Annotated in this window: 14 protein-coding genes; 7 read left to right on the top strand and 7 right to left on the bottom strand. The window is 52.3% G+C overall.

Features of this window, described 5'->3' with window-relative positions:
• Nucleotides 1–68 precede the first annotated feature (68 nt).
• On the top strand, nt 69–2,054 hold the full coding sequence (locus tag OGX67_RS24610; protein ID WP_003027416.1) for a ligand-gated channel protein: 1,986 nt from the start codon (nt 69–71) through the stop codon (nt 2,052–2,054).
• Between the two features lie 64 nt (nt 2,055–2,118).
• Here OGX67_RS24610 and lysP read toward each other — a convergent pair whose 3' ends face one another.
• The gene (lysP, locus tag OGX67_RS24605; RefSeq protein WP_003027419.1) at nt 2,119–3,588 is read right to left on the bottom strand and encodes a lysine-specific permease; all 1,470 of its coding nucleotides are present in this window, start codon (nt 3,586–3,588) and stop codon (nt 2,119–2,121) included.
• 195 nt (nt 3,589–3,783) lie between these two features.
• The gene (yieE, locus tag OGX67_RS24600) at nt 3,784–4,665 is read right to left on the bottom strand and encodes a DNA-binding transcriptional regulator YeiE (protein ID WP_071667258.1); all 882 of its coding nucleotides are present in this window, start codon (nt 4,663–4,665) and stop codon (nt 3,784–3,786) included.
• A gap of 178 nt (nt 4,666–4,843) precedes the next feature.
• Between yieE and OGX67_RS24595 the strand changes: the two genes are divergently transcribed.
• Together OGX67_RS24595 and nfo are read left to right on the top strand one after the other, a co-directional pair.
• Nucleotides 4,844–5,893 carry a YeiH family protein gene (locus OGX67_RS24595; RefSeq protein WP_003027424.1) on the top strand — a complete coding sequence of 350 codons (1,050 nt, stop codon included), beginning with the start codon at nt 4,844–4,846 and terminating at the stop codon, nt 5,891–5,893.
• A gap of 71 nt (nt 5,894–5,964) precedes the next feature.
• Nucleotides 5,965–6,822 (top strand): deoxyribonuclease IV, encoded by an 858-nt coding sequence (nfo, locus tag OGX67_RS24590; protein WP_003027428.1) that lies wholly within the window; start codon nt 5,965–5,967, stop codon nt 6,820–6,822.
• Nucleotides 6,823–6,861: 39 nt separating this feature from the next.
• Here the strand turns inward: nfo and hypT are convergent, their stop codons facing one another.
• Nucleotides 6,862–7,773 carry a hypochlorite stress DNA-binding transcriptional regulator HypT gene (gene hypT, locus OGX67_RS24585; protein WP_003840090.1) on the bottom strand — a complete coding sequence of 304 codons (912 nt, stop codon included), beginning with the start codon at nt 7,771–7,773 and terminating at the stop codon, nt 6,862–6,864.
• Nucleotides 7,774–8,122: 349 nt separating this feature from the next.
• Here hypT and cuyB point away from each other — a divergent pair, with 349 nt between their 5' ends.
• Both cuyB and OGX67_RS24575 read left to right on the top strand, forming a co-directional pair.
• The gene (cuyB, locus tag OGX67_RS24580; protein WP_003027440.1) at nt 8,123–8,842 is read left to right on the top strand and encodes a cysteate racemase; all 720 of its coding nucleotides are present in this window, start codon (nt 8,123–8,125) and stop codon (nt 8,840–8,842) included.
• Nucleotides 8,843–8,917: 75 nt separating this feature from the next.
• Entirely contained in the window at nt 8,918–10,216 is a 1,299-nt protein-coding gene (locus OGX67_RS24575; RefSeq protein WP_003845167.1) for an anaerobic C4-dicarboxylate transporter, read from the top strand.
• 85 nt (nt 10,217–10,301) lie between these two features.
• Here the strand turns inward: OGX67_RS24575 and fruA are convergent, their stop codons facing one another.
• The 3 genes from fruA to fruB are packed head-to-tail and all read right to left on the bottom strand — an operon-like array spanning nt 10,302 to nt 14,075.
• Nucleotides 10,302–11,990: a PTS fructose transporter subunit IIBC gene (gene fruA, locus OGX67_RS24570; protein WP_057064016.1), complete on the bottom strand. Its 1,689-nt coding sequence runs from the start codon at nt 11,988–11,990 to the stop codon at nt 10,302–10,304.
• A 16-nt stretch (nt 11,991–12,006) separates the two neighbouring features.
• Nucleotides 12,007–12,945 (bottom strand): 1-phosphofructokinase, encoded by a 939-nt coding sequence (gene fruK, locus OGX67_RS24565; protein WP_003027446.1) that lies wholly within the window; start codon nt 12,943–12,945, stop codon nt 12,007–12,009.
• On the bottom strand, nt 12,945–14,075 hold the full coding sequence (fruB, locus tag OGX67_RS24560; RefSeq protein ID WP_044711441.1) for a fused PTS fructose transporter subunit IIA/HPr protein: 1,131 nt from the start codon (nt 14,073–14,075) through the stop codon (nt 12,945–12,947). Before fruB ends, fruK begins: the two co-directional genes overlap by 1 nt.
• 368 nt (nt 14,076–14,443) lie before the next feature.
• Here fruB and setB point away from each other — a divergent pair, with 368 nt between their 5' ends.
• The gene (gene setB / locus OGX67_RS24555) at nt 14,444–15,625 is read left to right on the top strand and encodes a sugar efflux transporter SetB (protein WP_286527730.1); all 1,182 of its coding nucleotides are present in this window, start codon (nt 14,444–14,446) and stop codon (nt 15,623–15,625) included.
• Here setB and OGX67_RS24550 read toward each other — a convergent pair.
• Nucleotides 15,622–15,876 carry a YkgJ family cysteine cluster protein gene (locus OGX67_RS24550; RefSeq protein WP_003027451.1) on the bottom strand — a complete coding sequence of 85 codons (255 nt, stop codon included), beginning with the start codon at nt 15,874–15,876 and terminating at the stop codon, nt 15,622–15,624. The genes setB and OGX67_RS24550 overlap by 4 nt on opposite strands.
• Before the next feature lie 157 nt (nt 15,877–16,033).
• On the opposite strand from OGX67_RS24550, the gene yeiP reads away from it, so the two are divergent.
• A complete protein-coding gene (gene yeiP / locus OGX67_RS24545; protein WP_003027452.1) occupies nt 16,034–16,606 on the top strand; it encodes an elongation factor P-like protein YeiP in 573 nt (190 codons plus the stop codon).
• Nucleotides 16,607–16,781 lie beyond the last annotated feature (175 nt).

The following is a 16,781-nucleotide window of genomic DNA, read 5'->3' as shown; positions in this document are numbered from 1 at the left end:
AAATACATACAATTGTCATGGCCTTTCACATGACGCGCAGTTTGATTCATTTAAATGGAATGATACAAATGACTATACCTCACGTTAAGGCTGTAGCTGCCGCAGTATGCGTCGCCAGTCTCCCATCACTCGGCCATGCCGCTGAACAAGATACCGTGGTAGTTACCGCTACCGGCTTTGAGCAGAAAATTCAGGATGCCCCGGCTTCGATATCTGTTATTACCAAGCAGCAGATTGAGGACAAAGCCTATCGCGATGTCACCGATGCGCTAAAAGATGTCCCTGGCGTCGTCGTCACCGGCGGGGGGAGCAGCAGCGATATCAGTATTCGCGGTATGGCTTCGCAATACACGCTCTTCCTGGTCAACGGTAAACGCATCAGCACCCGCGGCACACGTCCTAATAGCGACAACTCAGGTATTGAACAAGGTTGGCTGCCGCCGCTTGAATCCATCGAGCGTATCGAAGTCATCCGTGGCCCGATGTCATCACTATACGGCTCCGACGCGATGGGCGGTGTCATTAACGTCATCACCAAGAAAGTGTCGAATACCAAAGCCTGGACCGGTTCTCTGCACGGCGATGCCACTTTCCAGGAAGACAGAGACTCCGGTGATATTTACCAGACCAACGCCTATGCGTCTGGGCCACTGATTGACGGATTACTTGGCGCGAAGGTGACCGGGTTATTCTCCCATCGGGCGGAAGATAAAATCCTCAATGGCTACAATGAACAGCGTATGCGTAACGGGGGCTTAACCCTGAACTTTACGCCAGACGATAAAAACGATATCGATTTCGATTACGCACGTGAATTGCAGGATCGCGACAGTACCCCAGGCAAATCTATGGCTGAGGAAAACTGTCGTAACGGAAGCTGTAAGCCGAACAGCAAAAGCGAAAGCAAGTATGTGCACACGACATATTCACTAACCCACAGCGGTTATTACGACGACTTCAACTCCACCAGCTATGTCCAGCAGGAAGAGAGCGAAAACCCGGGTCGCCAGATGAAGTCCTACAACACGATTTTCAATAACCAGAACCAGGTATTCCTTGGAGCGCATACCCTGACGCTAGGCGGGCAATACCGTTATGAAAAACTGCGCGATAACGGCAACCAGCTGCAAGCGGCTGATGGGCTGAACAAACTGACCCGCTGGAGCTGGGCGTTGTTTGCTGAAGATGAATGGGCCGTTACCGATACCTTTACGCTGACCGGCGGTCTGCGTATGGATAAGGATGAAAACTACGGTGACAACTGGACGCCACGCGGCTATGGCGTATGGCATCTGAGCGATCAATGGACCTTAAAAGGCGGCGTTTCGGCGGGCTATCGCGCCCCGGATCTGCGCCAGTCATCAGCAAACTGGGGACAGGTCACCGGCGGCGGTCGTCTGAACGGAATCATTGTCGGCAACCCGGACCTGAAGCCGGAGAAAAGCCTCAGCGAAGAAATCGGCTTACTGTGGGATAACGGCGATAACCTCAACGCGGGCGTCACCCTGTTCAATACCGACTTCAAGAACAAAATCACTGAAGTGCGCCGTTGTAACAGCAGTTCCGATCCGGCCTGCACCATCGGCAATACCCATTATGACTTCGTCAGCGATCGCGTTAACGTCGATAAAGCCAATATGCGTGGCGTAGAATCCACCTTCGGCTGGAAGATTACGTCAGACGTCAACTGGACCGCGAACTACACCTACACGGAATCTGAGCAGAAAAGCGGTCAGTTCTCCGGCCAGCCGTTGAACAAAATGCCGAAGCATATGTTTAACACGACGCTGGACTGGCAGGCCACGCAAGATCTCGGTTTCTGGAGCCGCCTGAATCTGCGTGGAAAAACGTCTGAATACCTGAGCCGTACTTCCATGGCACAGGGTACGCCGTCCTATACGCAGGTCGATGTGGGTTTACGTTACTATGCCACCAAGGATCTGTTGATGACCGCTGGCGTGTATAACGTGCTGGATAAGCAAATCGATTACGATACCTACGACACCGTTCTCGATGGTCGTCGTTACACGGTTGGCATGACATACAGCTTCTAAGTCTGACGCAATAAAAAACCCCGGCACTCATCATGCCGGGGTTTTTGTTATGCTTTTTATACTGTTATTTCTTCACGCGACCCGGGAATTTCATTTCGCTGTAGCGAACAAAATGAGTTCCTTTGGTCAGCTTATAGCCAAACCAGATAATCAGGAACAGCGGGATACCAATATAGGTAGCCATCACGCCGCCCCAGTCAATGCTGTCTTTCAGGAACGCTTCGTAGTTCTGGCCGAGAGTGATAATCAGGCACAGCACAAAGGCGAAGATCGGACCCAGCGGGAAGAAGCCAGAACGGTACGGCAGATCCTTCACATCGTGGCCCTGCAGCACATAACCGCGACGGAAGCGGTAGTGGCTAATGGCGATCCCCAGCCAGGCGATAAAGCCCGTCATCCCGGAAGTATTCAGCAGCCACAGGTATACGGTCTGATTGCCAAACATCGAGGTCAGGAAGCACAGCCCCGCCACCACGGTGGTCGCATACAGCGCGTTACGCGGTACGCCGCCACGAGAAAGTTTACCGAAAATACGTGGCGCTTTACCGTCACATGCCAGGGTGTAAAGCATACGCGTGGAAGCGTACATCCCGGAGTTACCTGCAGACAGCACCGCCGTCAGGATAACTGCGTTCATTACCGCTGCCGCGGACAGCAGACCCGCATGCTGGAATACCAGCGTGAACGGGCTAACGCTGATGTCTTTCACATCGTTGCGCAGCAGGCTTGGATCGGTGTACGGAATAATCAGGCTGATAATCAAAATCGCGAACACATAGAACAGCAGGATTCGCCAGAATACCTGACGTACCGCACGTGGAATGTTCTTTTCAGGATCTTCAGATTCACCTGCCGCGATACCGATCAGTTCCGTCCCCTGGAAGGAGAAGCCGACGATCATCGCCACGCCAATCATCGCAGCAAAACCACCGGCAAACGGTGCATCACCGGTCGTCCAGTTGCTCCAGCCCACCGGCTGAGCGCCTTTGAAGATACCGAAAATCATCATTACGCCAACTACGATGAAGATAATGACGGTGGTAACTTTGATCAGTGAGAACCAATATTCCGCTTCACCAAATCCGCGAACGGAAATGTAGTTCAGCAGGAAGATCACGCCGAGGAACAGCGCACTCCAGATCCAACCCGGCGTGTCCGGGAACCACCAGCTCATCACCAGCTGTGCGGCCACCAGGTCAACGGCAATCGTTACCGCCCAGTTGTACCAGTAGTTCCAGCCCAGCGCGAAGCCAAAGCCTTCTTCTACGTAGTTCTGACCGTAGGTGGAAAACGAGCCAGAAACCGGCATATAGGCCGCCAGTTCACCGAGGCTGGTCATCAGGAAATACACCATCAGACCGATCAGAATATAAGAGAACAACGCGCCGCCAGGACCCGCTGCAGAAATAGTTGCACCAGATGCAACGAAAAGACCTGTACCGATGGAGCCTCCAATGGCAATCATCGTCAGGTGACGCGCCTTCAGTTCACGACGTAGCGTGGGCGCTTCTGTGGTTTTAGTTTCGGAAACCATGTGAAAATGCTATCCATCCAAAAAATGAGGCGCGATTGTAGCAGACGAAACGGCATTCTTCCGGCACAAATGCGCTGTTATAAGAGACCTTCATGACTGGCCGCGGATTATAAGTAAAGCAGAAAATAGAGGGGGCAAGGCGGTTAAAACGCAACCGCCAGTATGCAAAAAGGAGTCATTACGACAGTGAACGTCCTATTCCCCCTGCTCTACCTGGTCGCTGTAGTGCAAAAAGCGCGTAATGGAATTGGAGATATGTTTTTGTCGATGATGAACACGCCACAGCGTGCGGACCAAACGCGGAAGCGGCACAGGAACTTCGCTCAGCGTTCCCGCCTGTAACTGCTCGGCAATGACCCGCCGTGACAAACAGCTGATCCCGAGGCCATGGCGAACCGCATGCTTAATGGCCTCGGAGTTACCCAACTCCATTGCCATCTGAAATCTCGGCAAATGAGACAACAGCAGGTAATCCACCAGTTCACGCGTACCCGATCCTCGTTCACGCAGTATCCACGGCGAAGCAGCCAGTTGTTCCAGCGTAACGGGTCCCTTTGTAAGCGGTGACGACGGTGCGGCGAACACCACCAGCTCGTCTTCCAGCCACGGTTCAGAGATAATTTCCGTACTGTGACACGGCCCTTCAATCAGCCCGATGTCTACCCGGAAATCCAGCACCGCATTGATCACGTCCTGGCTGTTGCCCACGCTAAGCTCCAGCGGCAAATCGGGGAAATCATGCCGATAGCGGGCGATCATGGCAGGGAGAATATAGTTGCCAATGGTGCTACTGGCATAAACCCGGATAGCGCCATTATCTTCGCGGAAAAGCTGTTCGATTTCGGTCGTTTGCTCGAGTAGCGCCAGCGCCCGTGGGTAGAGCAAGCGCCCGTGTTCGTTGACCACCAGTCGTTTACCAACACGGTCAAACAGTTGCACGCCGAGTTGCCCTTCCAGATCGGTAAGTGCCGCACTCACCGCCGACTGCGACAATGCCAGCATGACAGATGCCTGGGTCGTTGAGCCGCTTTTTAATACCTCAGCAAACACTTCAAGTTGTCGCAGGGTGATATGCATAGTCGTTTTCCACCGGATAACCGTTACTTATACCCTAAATAATTCGAGTTGCAGCCAGCGCACATGCAACCTGAAGTATGACGGGTATACCACTTATATAGATTAATTATAAATATATAATCAATTTTATTTTTAAACCACTTCGCCGTACTCTTTTACCCAGATAAAGGAGAAGGATATGACAGAACTCACCTTGCAGACTCATCGTCGTACAGCGTGGCATTTTATTCCGGGGCTCGCCCTGAGTGCAGTTATCACTGGGGTCGCCTTATGGGGTGGATCCATTCCCGCCGTTGCAGGTGCCGGGTTCAGCGCCCTCACCTTAGCAATCTTATTGGGGATGGTTCTCGGCAACACCGTCTATCCGCACATCTGGAAAAGCTGTGACGGCGGTGTGCTGTTTGCTAAACAACATTTATTACGTCTGGGGATCATCCTCTACGGCTTCCGCCTCACCTTCGCGCAAATTGCTGATGTCGGCGTCAGCGGTATCGTGATTGATGTGTTAACGCTAAGCAGTACCTTTATGATTGCCTGTTTCCTGGGGCAAAAAGTGTTTGGTCTGGACCGCCACACCAGTTGGCTGATTGGCGCGGGGAGCAGCATTTGTGGTGCCGCCGCCGTGTTGGCAACCGAACCGGTAGTGAAAGCGGAAGCCAGTAAGGTAACCGTCGCTGTCGCCACCGTAGTGATCTTCGGTACCATCGCTATCTTCCTGTATCCGGCAATGTATCCGCTGCTGGCACACTGGTTTAGCCCGGAAACCTACGGCATTTACATTGGTTCCACCATGCATGAAGTCGCTCAGGTTGTGGCTGCCGGGCACGCCATTAACCCGGATGCGGAAAATGCCGCAGTTATTGCCAAAATGCTGCGCGTCATGATGCTGGCACCGTTCCTTATCCTGTTGGCCGCTCGCGTTAAACAGCTGTCTCCGGCCTCCGGTGGTGAGAAGAGCAAAATCACCATTCCGTGGTTTGCCATCCTGTTCATTGTGGTCGCGATTTTTAACTCGTTCCACTTTCTGCCGCAGTCGGTAGTGAACATGCTGGTAACACTGGATACCATTTTGCTGGCAATGGCGATGGCCGCACTGGGGCTGACCACTCACGTTAGCGCCCTGAAAAAAGCCGGTGCTAAACCGTTACTGATGGCCCTGCTGCTGTTTGTCTGGCTGATTGTGGGCGGTGGCGCGATTAACCTCGCTATCCACGCGCTGATGGCATAAACGAGCACGACTCACCTCCATTAACCCGCTATACTTCCTCCTTTTGCATTTGAGTATGGCGGGTTTAATTTATGAAATACATCGGAGCGCACGTAAGCGCCGCTGGCGGTTTGGCTAACGCCGCTATTCGAGCCGCAGAAATCGAAGCGACCGCATTCGCCCTGTTCACCAAGAATCAGCGTCAGTGGCGTGCCGCGCCGCTGACCACCGAAATCATTGATGATTTCAAATCTGCCTGTGAGAAGTATCACTATACTTCCGCACAAATCCTGCCTCACGACAGCTACCTGATTAACCTCGGTCACCCGGTCAGCGATGCGCTGGAAAAATCGCGTGATGCGTTTCTTGATGAAATGCAACGCTGCGAACAGCTTGGCTTATCCCTGCTGAACTTTCACCCAGGCAGCCATTTGATGCAGATTCCGGAAGATGAATGTCTGGCGCGCATTGCGGAATCGATCAACATCGCCCTCGCCCAGACCCAGGGCGTTACGGCGGTCATTGAAAATACCGCCGGACAGGGCAGCAACCTTGGCTTTAAGTTTGAGCACCTGGCCGCCATTATCGACGGCGTAGAAGATAAATCCCGTGTCGGCGTCTGTATTGATACCTGCCACGCCTTCGCGGCCGGTTACGATTTGCGTTCCGTTGAGGAATGCGAAAAGACCTTTGCGGAATTTGAACGAATTGTCGGCTTCAAATATCTGCGCGGTATGCACCTGAACGACGCCAAGAGCACGTTTGGCAGCCGCGTTGACCGTCACCACAGCTTAGGTGAAGGCAATATTGGCCACGATGCCTTCCGTTGGATCATGCAGGACAATCGTTTTGACGGCATTCCGCTGGTGCTGGAAACCATTAATCCAGATATTTGGGCAGAAGAGATTGCCTGGCTGAAAGCCCAGCAAACAGAAAAAGCGGTGGCCTAACCCGAGGTTTTTCAGACGCGCCAGCCGAACTGGCGCGTATCAACTAAGTGAAACCAGATCCTCTGGCATATGGTTGTACAAAATCCGCCAGAAGTGCTCAGCGGTTTTATTCAAACGTGTATCCATTCTATAAATATAGGCCTGAATAGGCACCATCAACTCCGGCGTGTCCAGACAAACCAGGCGTTTATCCCGTAGTTCGTTCACGATCGTCCACGCTGGCAGCCAGGCAATACCATGCCCATCCAATGCCATATTCTTCAATAGCTCACTCATCGAAGACATAAACAGCGTACGCGCCGAAATACTCCCCACCTCCGCCAGGTGACGGTTAACCAATCTTCCCATGTAGGATGTGCTGGTATAGTTCAGTATCGGCACCTGCGGCTGATAGATATCAAACAACGCCTTACCCTGTGAATCCGCAGCACAGACGGGATACAGCTCAGACTCAAACACCTTCAAGCCGCAGAAAGGTGACTGCATTAAGTCTTCATCGCGAAAGGAGATAATGAAATCACTTTTCCCCTCGCGCAGCGTATTCACTGCCTGGACTACGTCAATCGCTTCGACGTGGTACACAAACTCCTCGCCCCATGCCGACATTGAATGTACTAATCTGGGCAACATCGTCAGCGACAGAGAATGCGCTGCCGCTATTTTGATATTGGGAACGCCAAGCAGGTTGTGACCACTAAGCTCATCTAAGTTACATTCCAGCTGTTGCAGCAGGCTACGAGTCTGCGAATGGAATAACTTACCCTCCTCCGTCAGCTGCAGTGGACTCGTCGTACGGTCAAACAGCAACACCCCAACGGCGGATTCGAGCGCCTTGATCCGCCGGCTAAATGCCGGTTGGGATAGGTTGCGCTCCTCCGCGGCCTGGGAAAAATGACGACACGCTTCCAGCGTCAAAAAGTCATATAACCATTTTGTCTCGATATTTTTCATGCCTGTCACGCGGATGTTTAAATATGTCAATTAGTCTTAAGCATCATGCCTGAATATGCTCAGAGATGATATTCAACATCAGCATCAGGTGATTCGTTTTTTGCATAACACCTTCGTTTTTGACATTAACCTGTTTCTTTACCCATCGACCACGACCGCTTATCGCCGCGGAATTTCAGACACCTGCCTGATTACTGGCCTGCTGAGGTGGCAAAAGAAACTGCACCCATGCAGTTTTTGCATTGAACCATACATTATTGCATTTCTCCTCACGACACACTGCTGTTAAACATAGACACCAGACACACACCAGCCCTGATATTAAATATCGGTAATAGAGGTATATATCGTGAAAGGTTTAATTGGCGTACTTGGTGGTATGGGACCTGCTGCAACCGTCGATCTTTTTAATAAATTCGTCACCTTTACCGCAGCGCAACGCGATCAGGAACATATCCCATTAATTATTTCATCCATCCCTGATATTCCAGATCGAACCGATGCGTTAATGCATCATGGTCATTCCCCACTTCCGGCAATGCGTGATTATATGCATAAACTGGAAGATGCTGGTGCGGAGTGTATTGTGATCCCCTGTAATACTGCCCACTTTTGGTTTAATGAATTAAAAGAGTGCTGTCATACAGAGTTACTCAGTATCGTTGAAACCACCATGAATGAAGTCAAAAACTGCGGAAAATCGCGTATCGGTTTACTTGCTACCAACGCCACCCTTTACATGGGACTCTACCAAAAAGGCATAGAATCTCTTGGCTTAACCTGTGTCAGCCCTGATTCATCCGGTCAGGAAAAAGTCATGGATAGTATTTATTGCTTAAAAGCCGGCGATCTTAAGCGGGCACAAACGCTGATGAATGAACAGGCTGAAATGCTCTTTTCACGCGGTGCAGAAGTCATTGTACTGGGATGTACTGAAGTCCCCGTCATTCTTGCCAACGCAGTCAAAAACTCCCCAGATAAATATATTGACTCAACCGGTTCATTAGTACGCGCTGGTATTAAATGGTACGAAAAACGGGTTGGTAAACATCATCTTCTGGCGCAATAACAGCCGTCACCAGATTAATAAAGCATTAAACAAACACTTATTTTAATAACAAATTATTCTCTGGCGGAGGCCATTATGGTTTGGTTAGAAATTATCGTCGTGTTAGGTGCAATATTTTTTGGTATCCGCCTCGGCGGAATAGGTATCGGTTTATGCGGCGGGCTGGGGCTGGCTATTTTAACGTTGGGATTTGATCTACAAATTGGTTCGCCCCCCGTTGACGTTATTCTCATTATTATGACAGTTGTCGTGGCAGCATCGGCGCTACAGGCCGCCGGAGGTATGGATTATCTGGTTCGCGTAGCCGGTAATTTCATGCGGCGTAATCCTAAATATATCAATATTATTGCACCGATTATCACCTGGTCGATGACCATTATGGCCGGAACAGGGTTCATTGTATTTTCTACCCTACCGGTGATTGCCGAAGTCGCCAAAGAGTCCGGTATCCGCCCTTCTCGTACGCTCGCCGGCTCCGTGGTCGCCTCTCAGGTGGCGATATCCGGTTCGCCGATCAGTGCCGCAATGGCGGCGATGCTGACCATTATGGAAGGCAACGGTGTCACCTTTATCCAGGTTATGGCGGTATGTCTGCCAGCTTCGTTTGTTGCCGCGATGGCCGCCGCTTTTATCGCCTCACGTCAGGGATGCGAGCTACAAGATGATGAAGTCTATCTTGAACGCCTGCAAAAAGGGTTGGTGCGTAAATATGAAGGGCAAAACAGCACTGTACCGGGTGCCAAACTCTCAGTCGCCCTGTTCATGTTGGCAACGGTCGTCATCGTTATTCTTGCCGCCTGCCCGCAGCTACGCCCAGGATTTGATGCCGGCAACCCAATGAATACCCGGGATATCATCATTATTTGTATGTTATCTGCCGCTTGCCTGATGGTGGTGTTATGCAAAACATCAACCGATGCTATTGTCCTGACCTCCACATTTCGAGCAGGGATGAGTTCACTGGCCGTCATTCTCGGGATTGTTACATTGGGAACGACCTTCATTGATGCCCACTTAGCGGAGATTAAGGATATCGCAGGCGATATTCTACGGGCTTATCCGATGCTGTTGGCGCTGGTGCTGTTTGGTACCTGCGCACTTCTCTACTCGCAAGGCGCCACAACGCCGCTGATTATCCCTCTGGCCGTTGCGCTCGGCGTACCTACATGGGCGATTCTGGCCTCCTATGTGGCGGTAACCGGGGTGTTTGTTCTACCAACATACCCGACTTCGCTGGCGGCAATGGAGTTCGACACCACAGGGACAACACGCGTGGGCAAGTATGTCTTAAACCATCCGTTTATGCTGCCAGGACTGGGTGGGATCATTGCTGGCGTTGCCTTTGGTTTTATCATCGCGCCAATGATTGCCTGAACCGTTTTACATATCCATCTTCAGGCAGCAGTTAATCGATAAAAAAAGGGGCAGAGAAATCTCTGCCCCTGATGTCAGCATTAAATCATGCCGCTTTTGCCACAACCTCATCTTCCGGGCGCTTCAGCACCGCGTAGGAGAGACCGGCTACCAGCGTACCGGCAATAATGGCCAGCAGGTATCCCAGTACCGGCGTAATTGCACCTGGAATTAACAGGACGAAAAGCCCGCCGTGTGGCGCCATCAGCTTCGCACCCACTGCCATCGAAATAGCACCGGTAATCGCACCACCAACGATACAGCAAGGCAGAACGCGCATCGGGTCACGGGCTGCGAATGGAATAGCCCCTTCGGTGATAAAGCACAGGCCCAGTACCAGCGCAGCTTTGCCGCCTTCCTGCTGAGCTTTGTCGAACTTACGGCGCGCAACCAGCGTTGCTAAACCCAGAGCCAGCGGGGGAACCATACCTGCCGCCATGATGGCCGCCATCGGCGCATAAGTTTGCGTACTCAGCAGACCCACACCGAAAGCATACGCCGCCTTGTTAACCGGACCACCCATATCGGTACACATCATGCCGCCAAGAATCGCTCCAAGCAGCACCGCATTCGCCGTACCCATGGTTTGCAGCCAGTGGGTCAGACCTTCCAGAATGCCAGCCACCGGTTTGCCGATCAGGTAAATCATGGCCAGACCAACCACCAGGCTTGAGAACAGCGGAATGATCAGGATCGGTTTCAGCGCTTCCATACTCTGCGGGAGTTTCAACTTCGTGCTGATAAGCTTCGCCACATAACCGGCAAGGAAACCAGCAATAATCCCGCCAATAAAGCCGGAACCGGTGCTCACCGCCAGCATACCGCCGATAAGACCCGGCGTCAGACCAGGACGGTCAGCGATGGAAAACGCGATATAACCTGCCAGAACCGGCACCATCAGCGCAAAAGCTGAACCACCGCCAATCTGCATCAGCGCCGCCGCCAGCGTACCCTGCTCTTTAAACGCTTCGATACCAAAAGCGAACGAGAGTGCAATACACAGACCGCCAGCAACCACCATCGGCAGCATGTAAGAGACGCCCGTCAGCAGGTGACGATATGCCCCCGCGCTCTCTTTCTTACTTTCGGTTGCTGAAGTCTGCGTTTTACCGGTTGGCTGGTACGGGGTTGCTTCTTCCAGCGCTTTGTCCAGCTCCTGCTTGGTTTTCTTCAACGCAAGACCCGTAGAGGTGCGGTACATCGGTTTGCCGGCAAACTTCGCCAGATCAACTTCAATGTCAGCTGCCACAATCACCAGATCCGCCTGAGCCACTTCTTCCGGCGTAATGGCATTGCCTGCGCCAACAGAACCTCGGGTTTCGACCTTCACCCACCAGCCACGTTTTTTCGCTTCTGTTTCAATCGCTTCAGCAGCCATAAACGTATGAGCAACGCCGGTCGGACACGCCGTCACTGCCACCACGCGTTTTGGACCACTGCTGGCCACAGGTGCTGTTGCAACCGGGGCACTGTAAGGTTTTGCATGGCCCTTCGCTTCGCTGAGGAACAGTTCAGGGTGCGCAACCGCACGACCAATGTCGCCCAGCCAGACTTTTTTGCCGTTCAGCGAACTGTCGGCAGGAAGCGTATCGCCCAGAACAATTGCCAGTTCGGCATCATTCGGATTATCAATAATTTCCAGATGTGCTTTCTGTGCCGCCGCTCCAAGCAGGGTTTTCGCCATGTAAGCGCGAGCCTGGCCGAGATTAGCGTCAATAATCAGCAGCGTTTTCATTATGCCTCTCCAGCTGTCAGTTAAACGGTTTTAAGTCGACACGCGCCATCATTGCGGCCAACTGAGGACGATCGGTAATGCCTACATTACTTTGGCTTACTGCCAGGGCGGCAACAGCCGTCGCCAGACGCAGGGTATGTTCACTGGACTCACGCATCAGCAGGCCGTAAATCAGACCGCCAACCATTGAATCACCCGCGCCGACGGTGCTGACCACCTCAACTGACGGCGGTTTAGCAATCCATTCACCTGAAGCGTTAACCCACAGCGCACCTTCCGCGCCGAGTGAAATCACCACGTGAGCAATACCCTGCTCGCGCAGCGCATGCGCCGCATCAATCACATCTTTCATTTCCGGCAGTTTGCGGCCTGCCCAGATTTCCAGCTCACGACGGTTTGGTTTCACCAGCCACGGTGCCGCTTTCAGACCCGCCACCAACGCTTCACGACTACTATCAAAGATAATGCAAGGACACTGACTGCGCAGGCGCGTCATCCAGTCGGTGAAGGCTTCCGGGCTCACGCCGGTCGGCAAACTGCCGCTGACGCACACCATGTCGAACTGGCCCAGCCAGCTCAGCGAGTCATTCACAAAGCGTTCCCAGTCAGCCGGGGTGACTTCAAAGCCGGAGAAATTAAAGTCAGATACTTCACCGTCTTTTTCGGTCAGTTTGACGTTGATACGGGTACGCCCTTGTACAACCTGAAAACGGTTGGCAATACCCAGCTCGCTGAACAACTGCTGAAAACCATCCTGGTTGTCTTTACCCAAGAAGCCGCCCACAGTGACATCGATACCTAAATCCTTCAAAACCTTAGCGACGTTAATTCCTTTCCCTGCCGCGTGCAGACCGGTAGTTTTAACCAGGTTCACTTCACCGCGTTCAATTTCCGGGCAAAAACCCACCAGGTCGTAAGCCGGGTTAAGGGTTATAGTCGCAACACGTCTGCTCATTACGCGCCCTCCCCCAGACCTGCCGCGATGGCTTCGCCAATCGCCTTCAGTGCCTGTTCAGCATCTTCACCCTGGGCGGTAAAGCGCAGGTGATGTCCTTTTTTCACGCCTAATGCCACAACTTTCATCAGACTGCGTCCATTCGCCGGTTTGCCGGTTCCATCAAGATTTGTCACGGTAATTTCACTGTTAAATTGTTTAATCGTATTCACCAGCATGGTGCCCGGGCGGGCATGTAAACCATGCTCATTGCGCACAATAAATTCGGCGCTCAGTACATCATCAGTTAAGGCGTCATCGCTGGTCAGCAGCGCCAGCACCGTTGCCGCATCGGCTTTCAACAAACGGTCAGCTTTATTATTCAGCAGCAGATCGCCAAGGCGCTTCAGCACGGCAACCGGTTGATCGTCATTCATGGCGACGGTCACCAGCAGGGCTGCCGCTTCACCTTCTACATCGAATGTTGTTGCTGCACGGCTGACCGCAACAGCGCTACGCACGTTGCCTTCAGCACAGTCATTCAGCCAGATCCCCTGACCGAGATTCATCGGCTGCTCATTGATTGCTCTGGCCACAAAGGTGGCGTCAACCGCACCGACTTCTTTCAGTCGTGCCGCGTTGAGTGCCTGCAGCGTCACCAGCGAGTTGGCCACGACATCCAGCGACAGCGTTTCGTTATCAAGCTTCAGCTGTTCGCTTTGCTTTTCGCCCATCAGCAGCGCACGCAGTTCTTCCGCCGTGGTCGCAGATTTCAGCTGTTCAGCGACGGAGTCATCGCTCAGCACGTGTGTCAGCTGACGCAGTAAACCGAGGTGTTCATCAGAGCTTGCGGCGATGCCGATTGCCACATAAGCAACCTGCCCTTCGCCCCAGGTCACGCCCTGAGGAAACTGAAAAACCTGCACACCGGTTTTCAGCACCTGATCGCGCGTGTCCGTCGTACCGTGAGGAATCGCAATACCGTTGCCGAGGAACGTGGACGTCTGTTGTTCGCGCGCCAGCATGCCATCGACGTAGCCTTCCGCGACGTTACCCGCCTGCACTAAGGCAGCGGCAACCTGGCGAATAGCCTCTTCTTTATTCCCGGCCTGTTCGCCCGGGTGAATATCCTGAACAGATAACTGGAACATGGTTCTCCTCTCCCGCTGATTTGAAACGATTCAGCTAACATGAGAAAAAAGGCGTCACCTGACTCCATCAGTTATGGCGAGATGACGCTGAAACGTTTCAAGAAGTCTTGCTCTTTTTTCTTCAGCACACAAGTAAAGTTGACAAATTACTTGCTGAATTTAGAGATAACGCACATTTTCTCTGCGAGGGAGAAAAAACTGCTGACGGAAAAACGGCGTCAGCTTGTCAGATTCAGCAACGTCAGCAAACAGCATTCTTTGACTGAAATGCTATTTTGATTTTTGATGCCGATTTTGATTTGGCTCCCTGTTTATTTTCTGACAAGCGGCGTAAACTCCGCGTCTCTTCACATCATTGATATCAAAACATGCATAACACCCCCGTAGCCGCCACACCCAAGGCGTTTGATTTAACGTCTTCGGCGTTCCTGCTTGTCGCATTTCTGACGGGTATCGCCGGTGCGTTGCAGACGCCAACGCTTAGCCTTTTTCTGACGGATGAAGTCCATGCCCGTCCCGGCATGGTCGGGTTCTTTTTTACCGGCAGCGCCGTGATCGGCATTTTGGTGAGTCAGTTTCTGGCCGGGCGCTCGGATAAAAAAGGCGATCGCAAAAACCTGATTGTGTTTTGCTGCGTGCTGGGGATGCTGGCCTGCGTGCTGTTCGCCTGGAACCGTAACTATTTTATTCTGCTGTTTATCGGGGTATTCCTCAGCAGCTTTGGATCGACTGCCAACCCGCAAATGTTCGCTCTCGCCCGTGAACACGCCGACCGCACAGGTCGGGAAGCCGTCATGTTCAGCTCAATATTACGTGCGCAGGTTTCGCTGGCCTGGGTAATTGGCCCACCGCTGGCCTACGCGCTGGCCATGGGGTTCAGCTTTACGGTGATGTATCTCAGCGCAGCGGTGGCGTTTGTTGTCTGCGGCGTAATGGTCTGGTTATTTTTACCCTCGATGAGTAAAAACGTGCCTCTCGCAACAGGCGCAGTTGAGGCCCCGCGCCGCAATCGACGCGACACGCTGCTGCTGTTTGTTATCTGCACATTAATGTGGGGCACTAATAGTCTCTATATCATTAATATGCCGCTGTTTATCATCAACGAACTGCATCTGCCGGAAAAACTGGCTGGCATCATGATGGGTACCGCAGCCGGACTGGAAATCCCGACCATGTTGTTGGCTGGCTATTTTGCAAAGCGTCTGGGCAAACGTCTGTTGATGAGAATTGCCGTCGTCGCCGGGTTCTTCTTTTATGCCGGTATGCTGCTGGCTCACTCTCCGGCGATATTACTTGGCTTACAACTGCTGAACGCGATTTACATCGGCATCCTCGGCGGGATTGGCATGCTCTATTTCCAGGATCTGATGCCAGGACAGGCAGGCTCAGCAACGACCCTGTATACGAATACCATTCGCGTGGGCTGGATTATTGCCGGATCGCTGGCGGGGATTGCCGCTGAAATCTGGAACTATCACGCGGTGTTCTGGTTTGCGCTGGTGATGATCGTCGCCACCGTTGTGTGCCTGGCGCGCATCAAGGACGTTTAAGGCGCGGTCAGCGCTTCAAGCTCGATGAGATAAACCATGGCCTGGTGCGTCGTCTGTCCGCACATTTCCGCACTGGGCTGTAAACCGCCGCACACTTTTGGTCGTAGCGGCGAAGCAAAAATTTTGCAACGCAGGGATTCATCCAGCTGAACGCATGGCGTATTAGCAGGTTTGCCATCAGGCATGCCAGGGATGGGACTGGAGATTGAAGGCGCGGTGCAGCATGCACCACAATCCGGACGGCATTCCATACAGTACTCTCTTTATCGTAAACCATCGGATTGTGCGGGAAGCGCACAGTACCACCTTTTTGGCACCAGCAAAAGCATGAATTCCGCTTGCCTGAATGCCCCGGCGCGAGTAGTTTTACGCGATATTTTAGACACTCCTCACTACAGGATTTTTTCGATGCCAAGAGCGAACGAAATTAAAAAAGGTATGGTACTAAACTACAACGGCAAGCTGCTGATTGTAAAAGATATCGATATTCAATCACCATCCGCACGTGGTGCAGCTACGCTGTACAAAATGCGTTTTTCTGATGTGCGTACCGGTCTGAAAGTTGAAGAACGCTTCAAAGGCGACGATATCGTGGATACCGTCACCCTGAGCCGCCGCGGGGTTGATTTCTCCTACGTCGATGGCAACGAATACATCTTTATGGATAAAGAAGACTATACCCCGTATACCTTCACCAAAGACCAGATTGAAGAAGAGCTGCTGTTCATGCCGGAAGGCGGTATGCCGGATATGCAGGTACTGACCTGGGACGGCCAACTGCTGGCGCTTGAACTGCCGCAGACCGTAGACCTGGAAATCGTTGAAACCTCACCGGGTATTAAAGGTGCTTCAGCGAGTGCGCGCAACAAGCCAGCAACCCTGAGCACCGGTCTGGTGATCCAGGTTCCTGAGTATTTGAGTGCGGGTGAAAAAATCCGTATTCATATCGAAGAGCGTCGCTATATGGGCCGTGCAGATTAATCTCCTGTCGTTACAGGTGAACCAAAGATAATGGCATGTTATCTCTGGCAAAATGTTCCGTTCACTTTAGTGGTATCACTTCTCTGAAACCATACTGCCTGTGAACGTGTTAAGGGTACTATCGCCGTACCCTTAACAATCCCGGCTCCCGGCGGGAAAATTGCCACTTCGTGGT

The sequence above is a fragment of the Citrobacter sp. Cf118 genome (assembly GCF_030334095.1).
Taxonomy (GTDB): Bacteria; Pseudomonadota; Gammaproteobacteria; order Enterobacterales; family Enterobacteriaceae; genus Citrobacter; species Citrobacter freundii.
Note: the sequence above shows the minus strand (reverse complement) of the source record. Positions and strands in the feature narration are given on the sequence as shown.

Coding starts and splice junctions, on each gene's coding strand:
- fruK (WP_003027446.1), bottom strand. CDS start 12,945: ATGAGCAGACGTGTTGCGACTATAACCCTTAACCCGGCTTACGACCTG.
- yeiP (WP_003027452.1), top strand. CDS start 16,034: ATGCCAAGAGCGAACGAAATTAAAAAAGGTATGGTACTAAACTACAAC.
- fruA (WP_057064016.1), bottom strand. CDS start 11,990: ATGAAAACGCTGCTGATTATTGACGCTAATCTCGGCCAGGCTCGCGCT.
- fruB (WP_044711441.1), bottom strand. CDS start 14,075: ATGTTCCAGTTATCTGTTCAGGATATTCACCCGGGCGAACAGGCCGGG.
- OGX67_RS24575 (WP_003845167.1), top strand. CDS start 8,918: ATGGTTTGGTTAGAAATTATCGTCGTGTTAGGTGCAATATTTTTTGGT.
- OGX67_RS24610 (WP_003027416.1), top strand. CDS start 69: ATGACTATACCTCACGTTAAGGCTGTAGCTGCCGCAGTATGCGTCGCC.
- nfo (WP_003027428.1), top strand. CDS start 5,965: ATGAAATACATCGGAGCGCACGTAAGCGCCGCTGGCGGTTTGGCTAAC.
- setB (WP_286527730.1), top strand. CDS start 14,444: ATGCATAACACCCCCGTAGCCGCCACACCCAAGGCGTTTGATTTAACG.
- OGX67_RS24550 (WP_003027451.1), bottom strand. CDS start 15,876: ATGGAATGCCGTCCGGATTGTGGTGCATGCTGCACCGCGCCTTCAATC.
- OGX67_RS24595 (WP_003027424.1), top strand. CDS start 4,844: ATGACAGAACTCACCTTGCAGACTCATCGTCGTACAGCGTGGCATTTT.
- hypT (WP_003840090.1), bottom strand. CDS start 7,773: ATGAAAAATATCGAGACAAAATGGTTATATGACTTTTTGACGCTGGAA.
- yieE (WP_071667258.1), bottom strand. CDS start 4,665: ATGCATATCACCCTGCGACAACTTGAAGTGTTTGCTGAGGTATTAAAA.
- lysP (WP_003027419.1), bottom strand. CDS start 3,588: ATGGTTTCCGAAACTAAAACCACAGAAGCGCCCACGCTACGTCGTGAA.